This window comes from Sulfurihydrogenibium sp., assembly GCF_027448985.1.
Lineage (GTDB): Bacteria > Aquificota > Aquificia > Aquificales > Hydrogenothermaceae > Sulfurihydrogenibium.
On record NZ_DAIDMN010000076.1, the window covers coordinates 1 to 6,780 of the forward strand.

9 protein-coding genes are annotated in these 6,780 nt (G+C 31.0%); 7 read left to right on the forward strand and 2 right to left on the reverse strand.

Annotated features, from left to right (window positions below):
- Window positions 1-26: 26 nt before the first annotated feature.
- A complete protein-coding gene (locus NE054_RS06585) occupies window positions 27-1,298 on the reverse strand; it encodes an HDOD domain-containing protein (RefSeq protein ID WP_297889992.1) in 1,272 nt (423 codons plus the stop codon).
- Between the two features lie 94 nt (window positions 1,299-1,392).
- Between NE054_RS06585 and amrS the strand changes: the two genes are divergently transcribed.
- Window positions 1,393-2,418: an AmmeMemoRadiSam system radical SAM enzyme gene (gene amrS / locus NE054_RS06590; protein ID WP_297889993.1), complete on the forward strand. Its 1,026-nt coding sequence runs from the start codon at window positions 1,393-1,395 to the stop codon at window positions 2,416-2,418.
- Here amrS and NE054_RS06595 read toward each other — a convergent pair.
- Complete coding sequence (locus NE054_RS06595; protein WP_297889994.1) at window positions 2,411-3,268, reverse strand: class I tRNA ligase family protein; 858 nt, start codon at window positions 3,266-3,268, stop codon at window positions 2,411-2,413. The genes amrS and NE054_RS06595 overlap by 8 nt on opposite strands.
- 75 nt (window positions 3,269-3,343) lie before the next feature.
- Here NE054_RS06595 and NE054_RS06600 point away from each other — a divergent pair, with 75 nt between their 5' ends.
- The 6 genes from NE054_RS06600 to NE054_RS06625 form a co-directional block, all read left to right on the forward strand.
- Entirely contained in the window at window positions 3,344-3,724 is a 381-nt protein-coding gene (locus NE054_RS06600) for a hypothetical protein (RefSeq protein WP_297889995.1), read from the forward strand.
- A gap of 13 nt (window positions 3,725-3,737) precedes the next feature.
- Complete coding sequence (locus NE054_RS06605; RefSeq protein ID WP_297889996.1) at window positions 3,738-4,238, forward strand: DUF29 domain-containing protein; 501 nt, start codon at window positions 3,738-3,740, stop codon at window positions 4,236-4,238.
- Entirely contained in the window at window positions 4,235-4,984 is a 750-nt protein-coding gene (locus NE054_RS06610; RefSeq protein WP_297889997.1) for an HAD hydrolase-like protein, read from the forward strand. The genes NE054_RS06605 and NE054_RS06610 overlap by 4 nt, the downstream gene beginning before the upstream one ends.
- Window positions 4,981-5,625: a (d)CMP kinase gene (gene cmk, locus NE054_RS06615; protein ID WP_297889998.1), complete on the forward strand. Its 645-nt coding sequence runs from the start codon at window positions 4,981-4,983 to the stop codon at window positions 5,623-5,625. Before NE054_RS06610 ends, cmk begins: the two co-directional genes overlap by 4 nt.
- Window positions 5,622-6,389: an SAM-dependent chlorinase/fluorinase gene (locus NE054_RS06620; protein WP_297889999.1), complete on the forward strand. Its 768-nt coding sequence runs from the start codon at window positions 5,622-5,624 to the stop codon at window positions 6,387-6,389. Before cmk ends, NE054_RS06620 begins: the two co-directional genes overlap by 4 nt.
- A gap of 67 nt (window positions 6,390-6,456) precedes the next feature.
- On the forward strand, window positions 6,457-6,780 hold a 324-nt coding region (locus tag NE054_RS06625; protein ID WP_297890000.1), incomplete at its 3' end, for an AAA family ATPase.

Sequence of the window (6,780 nt, forward strand, 5' to 3'; positions counted from 1 at the left end):
CTTCTTCATTTTAGCTTTAAGTTTTGCTACTTGTCTTGGTTTGTTTTAAAATTATTTAAATTGGAAATTAGAGTTTTTTTACAGTTTAGCGTGTAGTTTACTGGTGAAGGTGTCCTTAGAAATGGCTTTATTTTAAGGGCTGATAGAATTTTGTTAACAAAAAACACAACTTCGTTTAAAAAATCTACCACGTCGTTTAAAGACATTCCAAACCTTCTTAATCTGTTGTAAAGAATGTATCCACTTTTTTTGTCGTTATAAACAAGGTAATTTATTCCTAAAAATATAAGATAGTAAAGGTAAGCTCTTTTTAGATTCCTGTTTGATAGGTTAAAAGGCTCCGACTTTAGGTTTAAATGTGGATTTAAAAGTAGATGTGCTAACTTGTAGCTGTCATTTACATCAATTAATATTTTGAACTTTCTGTTTAAGAAAATTTCGTTGTATGTTAAAAAGTCTTCTCCAAACAACACTTTTTCATATATCCTAATTGGATAAGAATAAAAATTAACCGTGTTTTTCAATAATTTTGCATAATTTTCATCTTTTTTAACAAACAAGTTTACAGCGGAAGATACAAACTCAAACAAAAGGAGAAGTAATCCGGCTTTTTTCCTTGGTTGAAAAGATATGAATGGGGGAATTTTTTTAAAAAGTTCAACCTTTGTTAAGTTCATCTGATTAAAACTTTCAAAGTTTTCAATAGGAGATTTGTAAGTTGTTATAAAAAGCTCAAAATATTGAAAAACAAGTTTTTTTAATTTTTCAAGACCTATCCTTGATATAGCGGTAGGAAGGTCTTTTATCTCTTCAACAGCTCCTTGTGATACACTGTTTGCTGTTTCTATCACTTTATTTTTTAAAATCGGTATTAGATTTATAATAAATGCCAAACTTTCCGCATCCGTATTTGGGTCATCAACTTCAGACAAAAGATTTATAAGATTTATAAAATCTGAGGATATATTTACACTGTCTAAGTCTTTTTCGGTTATGGTGTGTAATTTTGAGGTTTTATAATTTTTCAGATATTTTATATTTTGCTTTATAAAATTTATATCTTCAAACCAATCTAAAAAAACAAAATCTATCTTTCTATCTGTAATCTCTTTTACGTAGCATCTGTAGGTTTTCCCGTTTATCTTAACAGGAATTGTTAAACCTTCTTGAATCAAGTCTGTTTTTTTATCGGTTTTTACACGGAGTAATGTCTTTGATATAAACTCTGCAAAACCGTACTCTTCTATTTTTACATTTTCAATGTAGTACCTATCCCATTTCAAATCAAAGTCTTCCATCATTTCAAACCCCTGAAGATAGTGATTTTACAAATTTTCAGCATATATTTAATGTATCGTTAATTAGTATAACATAACAAAAAGAGGTGTTAAAATGAAATCACAAGCATGGCTATCAGAAAAAAGAAAAGAAAATAAGGTTTTATGTAAAGCATGCTCTCAAAGATGTGTTTTGGATGTTGGAGAGTATGGAAAGTGTGGTATAAGAAAAAATGAAGATGGTGAACTATTTTTAACTGTTTACGGATTAGCAGCTGCTTACAACATAGACCCTATAGAAAAGAAACCTTTATTCCATTTTCTTCCGGGAACAGATATTTTATCTGTTGGAACGGTTGGTTGTAATTTTAGCTGTAAATTCTGTCAAAACTGGGAGATTTCTCAGTATCCAAAAGAACACAACTTTGAAGTTTTCGGTATAAACCTTATGCCAGAAACTATCGTTAATATTGCAAAAACTCAAAAAATACCTTCTATTGCTTTTACTTACAACGAGCCTGTAGTTGTTTTTGAATATGCGTATGATACTTTTAAATTGGCAAAGCAAAATAACATAAAAACGGTTTTTGTTAGTAGTGGGTACGAGACAAAAGAAGCTCTTGATACCATAAGACCTTACCTTGATGCTGCAAATATAGATTTAAAGGCTTTCACAGATAGATTTTACAGGGAAATATGTGGAGCAAGACTAAAACCAGTCTTAGAAGCTATAGAGTATGCCTACAAACTTGGTTTATGGATAGAGATAACAACTTTAATCATTCCTGGGGAAAATGACAGTAAAGAAGAACTCAGAGACATTGCAAGATTTATTGCATCTATTGACAAAAATATACCATGGCACGTATCAAGATTTTATCCTATGTATAAGATGACAGACCATCCACCTACACCTGTATCTAAGTTGGTAGAAGCTTACGAAATAGGAAAAGAAGAAGGACTCAACTACATATACGTTGGAAATGTTTTAGATGAGGACAGAGAATCAACCTACTGTCCAAACTGCCAATTTAAAGTAATAGAAAGGTCTGGATATGTAGGACAGTTTGTGAAAAATCATCTTGTTGATGGAAAATGTCCTAAATGTAATACCCAAATACCAGGAGTTTGGGCTATTTAACTATAAGGTTTAAAATTTTTCCTTGTATAAATATGGTTTTAACAAGCTGTTTACCTTGTGTCCATTTTTGAATATCAGGATTTGAAAGGGCTACGGTTACTACTTCTTCCTCTGATGCGGAAACTGGAACTTTAATCGTAGCTCTTGTTTTTCCATTTATCTGAACCGGAATCTCTTTCTCTGTTTCAATAAGAAGATTTTCATCGTAAGTAGGATAAGGCTGGTTTAATGTAAAACCTTCTTTTCCTAATTTATTCCATAAAAAGTCTGCCATAAAAGGTGTAAATGGGGAAATCAGCAGTATAAAATTTTCAAAAACTTCTCTTAAAACTTTTGGATTTTTGTTTTTATAGTCGTAAAGTTCATTTAAAAGTTCCATCATTGCTGCTATCGCTGTGTTAAACTGAAAGTTTTTTTCTATGTCGTTTCTTACTTTTTTAATCGTATGATGAAGTTTTTTCCTTATTTTAAGGTCTTCTTCGTTTAAATCTTTAAAATCTTCTTGGGTATAACTTACATCTTTAACAAGGTCTAAGTTTTCTGTTATGTAATTGAAAAATCTTTTTATAAATCTGTGGGCTCCTTCTATTCCACTTTCCGTCCAATCAAAGTTGTTTTCCGGAGGCGCTGCAAACAAGGTGTAAAGTCTTACTGTATCTGCACCGTATTTTTTCACCATCTCATCAGGGTCTACTGTGTTATGTTTTGACTTAGACATTTTATCTGATTTACCGTAAGTTTCTTCAAGTTTTGAAAGAATGGATATATCTGCTTGTAATTTTTCAAGTAAAAGTTTTGCATTGTCATTTATGTTAAGATGGTTTTCTTTTAAAAAGTCCTTTATTTTCATGGATATACCCCTTTGTTAGATTTTAAGAAAAACTTATTATATCATATTAGTACATTTAATTTTTCGGAGGACAACATGGGTGTACCTGTTGAACTGTACGAAAAACTCTCTGAAAAGCTTGGTAAAGAAACAGCTTTAGAAGTTGTAAAGATTTTTGAAGAAACAGAGAAACAGTTAAAAGAAATAGCTGAAGAAGAAACAAAGAAAAGAAAAATAGAATTAAGAGATGAACTTAAGAAAGAACTTGCCACAAAAGAAGATATACTTTTAGTTAGACAAGAGATAGAAACGGTTAGACAAGAATTAAAAGGAGAGATAGAAAGTTTACGACAGGAAGTTAAAGGAGAAATTAAAGTTTTAAAAATGCTGATATACTTTTTAGCAGCGTTAATAATCGTTTTAAACCAAAACTCTTTAGAATTTTTATCAAAACTTATTTTTGGAGTTATAAAGTAAGGGAGTGTTTAAAATGAAGACCATAAACATATCAAAAGATGAGTTAAAACAGTTATACGATAAGGATTATCCTCTGTGGGTAGATATAAACCTTCAACTGCTGAAAGACAAAGCCTACGAGTTTGTAGATTGGGACAATCTACTTGAAGAGATAGAAGATATGGGAGCAAGACATCTTGAAGCCTGTATTAGCTACTTAGCTGTTATACTTGAACATCTGTACAAGTGGGACAACTTCAAAAACTTAGCAGGTGGAGAAAATGCAGGAAATAAATGGATTAGAAGCATTCAAAATTCAAGAGATAGAATCGATGCATTATTTAGCATCTATCCAAGCTTAAAATCAAAACTTCCATCTGAAATAGGTAAGGCATGGTATTTAGCCAAAGCTGAGATTAGAGTATGGCTTAGAAAAAATGGCCAAAATCCGGATAACTTTAATATTCCTCAAGAGTGTCCTTACACTTATCAAGAAGCGATGGAAAGAGATTTAAAGGAGAAAAAAGACAGATGATAACAATATTTGATGTAGATGGAGTACTGATTGATGTTAGCAAATCATACCATTACTCAATAAAAGATACTGTTGATTACTTTTCAAAAAAAGATAACAACTTAAAAGACCTTTTAGATATAAAACTAACCTTTGGAATAAACAACGACTGGGATGCATCTTTATCCGGAATACTTTACTCTTTATCCGGATTAGATTTAAAAACATTCAAAGAGATTTTTAAACCATACAGCACAAGGTTAGAAGATTTTTATAGATTTGCCAAAGATTACAACATAAAACTTCCGGATTACAAAGAACTTGTAGAATACTTTGAAGATAGATACAAAACACATAGAGACAAAGAGCAACTTATCATTCCCCATCACATACTTTCAAAAGTGAGAGAAAAATCAGATATCATGGGAGTTATAACCGGAAGACCTTATCCGGATTTGGATTACACTTTCAAAATGTTTGACCTTTACAAATATTTTGATTTAATAATAACAGAAGACGATATACCACAACCAAACCTAAGAAAACCATCATCATATCCGTTGAGATTGTTTTTCAAGAAATTTAACTACAAAAATCCCACTTTCTACATAGGAGATACGATAGCAGACTACCTGATGGTGTATAACTATAACAAAGAAGAAGGGAAAAATGTTGAATTTATACTGTTTGAAAATACTTACAATCAAAATCTACCGTCAAAAATTAAAGTAAACAATCCGGATAAATTGATAGAGGTGTTAAAATGATAATAGCAATAGATGGACCAGCCGGAAGTGGAAAAAGTACGATAGCAAAGTTGCTTGCCAAAAAACTTGGCTATACTTACATAGATACCGGAGCAATGTACAGGGCGTTAGCCTTAAAAATAATAAAATTAAACATAGACCCACAAAATGAAGAAGAAGTTATAAAAGTGTTAGAAAACACCCAAATAAACCTAACAGATGACAAAGTTTTTTTAGATTCAGAAGATGTCTCTCAGTTTATAAGAACAGAAGAAGTTGGAAATGTAGCGTCTGTAATAGCAAGATACAAAAAAGTTAGAGAGTTTATGGTAAATAAACAAAGAGAAATAGGAAAAGCATCAAAGAACGCAGTTATAGAAGGAAGAGATGCTGGAACGAAAATATTTCCGGATGCAGACCTAAAAATATTTATGACAGCCTCACCAGAAGTCAGATCACAAAGAAGAGTAAACCAGCTAAAAGAAAAAGGTTTTACAGTAGATTACAACCACATACTCCAAAAAATAATAGAAAGAGACAAAATGGATTATGAAAGGAAAGAATCACCTTTAAGACCTACTCCAGATTACATAACGATTGACACTACAGATAAAACAGTAGATGAAATACTAAGATACATAGAAAGCCTTATAAAAAGATGAGTAAAATAATAGCCTTACTTACAGACTTTGGCTTAAAAGATGGATTTGTTGGAAGTATGAAAGGAGTTATACTATCAATAAATCCGGATGCAAAAATAGTAGACATATCCCACGATATAACATCTTTTGATATAGTTGAAGCTTGTGTAGTATTAAACGCAACTTATAAATACTTTCCAAAAGGAACAATATTTGTAAGTGTAGTAGACCCGGGAGTTGGTACAGAAAGAAAACCTATCGTAGTAAAAACCCAAGATTACTACTTTGTAGCTCCAGATAACGGACTTTTAACCTTAGCCCTTGAAAACCAAAAAGTAGAAAAAGTAATCCATATAAAAAAGTACACACTTAAAACCGATACAAACACATTTCACGGAAGAGATGTATTTGCTCCAACATCTGCTTACATCTCAAAAGGTATCAATGTTGAAGATTTAGGAGACTCATTAGAAGATTACAAAAAATTGGAAGATTTAAAGCCAAAAGTAGAAAAAAACAAAATCTTTGGAAAAATATTGATGTTTGATAAATTCGGAAACGGAATTACAAACATATCCACTTTACCTGAAAAATTCAGATTACACTACAAAGAGTATACATTGGAAAATGTAAAAAACAACTTTTTAGAAGGAGAAAAAGACAAACCAAACCTTATAAAAGGAAGTTTTGGATTTTACGAACTTTTTATTCCTATGAAAAATTTCAAAGAAACCTTCAACGCACAAAAAAACGATGAAATTTTAATAGAGGTTAGAAAACTTTGAAAAATACATTTTGAATTTGGTAAACTATAACTAATTACAAAAGTCAAGAAAAAATAAGGATTGAAACATGAAAAAACTGCCAATAGGAATACAAACATTTAGCAAAATAATACAAGAAAACTGTTACTATGTAGATAAAACACCATTTATCAAAAAGTTAGAATCAGGAGGATACTACTTTTTAAGCAGACCAAGAAGATTTGGAAAATCTTTATTTTTAGATACTCTAAAAGAAGCCTTCAGTGGAAACAGGGAACTGTTTAAAGGTTTGTATTTGTATAATAACTGGGATTGGGATAAAAAATATCCGGTTGTAAGGATAGATTTAAGTATAGCCTTAACAGACACAACAGAAAGATTAGAACATTCTCTTAACTACTTATTGGACACC

What these genes read in the sequence shown, in the direction of transcription:
- cmk (WP_297889998.1), top strand. Translation starts at nt 4,981, where the DNA reads ATGATAATAGCAATAGATGGACCAGCCGGAAGTGGAAAAAGTACGATA.
- NE054_RS06610 (WP_297889997.1), top strand. Translation starts at nt 4,235, where the DNA reads ATGATAACAATATTTGATGTAGATGGAGTACTGATTGATGTTAGCAAA.
- NE054_RS06585 (WP_297889992.1), bottom strand. Translation starts at nt 1,298, where the DNA reads ATGGAAGACTTTGATTTGAAATGGGATAGGTACTACATTGAAAATGTA.
- NE054_RS06605 (WP_297889996.1), top strand. Translation starts at nt 3,738, where the DNA reads ATGAAGACCATAAACATATCAAAAGATGAGTTAAAACAGTTATACGAT.
- NE054_RS06620 (WP_297889999.1), top strand. Translation starts at nt 5,622, where the DNA reads ATGAGTAAAATAATAGCCTTACTTACAGACTTTGGCTTAAAAGATGGA.
- amrS (WP_297889993.1), top strand. Translation starts at nt 1,393, where the DNA reads ATGAAATCACAAGCATGGCTATCAGAAAAAAGAAAAGAAAATAAGGTT.
- NE054_RS06600 (WP_297889995.1), top strand. Translation starts at nt 3,344, where the DNA reads ATGGGTGTACCTGTTGAACTGTACGAAAAACTCTCTGAAAAGCTTGGT.
- NE054_RS06595 (WP_297889994.1), bottom strand. Translation starts at nt 3,268, where the DNA reads ATGAAAATAAAGGACTTTTTAAAAGAAAACCATCTTAACATAAATGAC.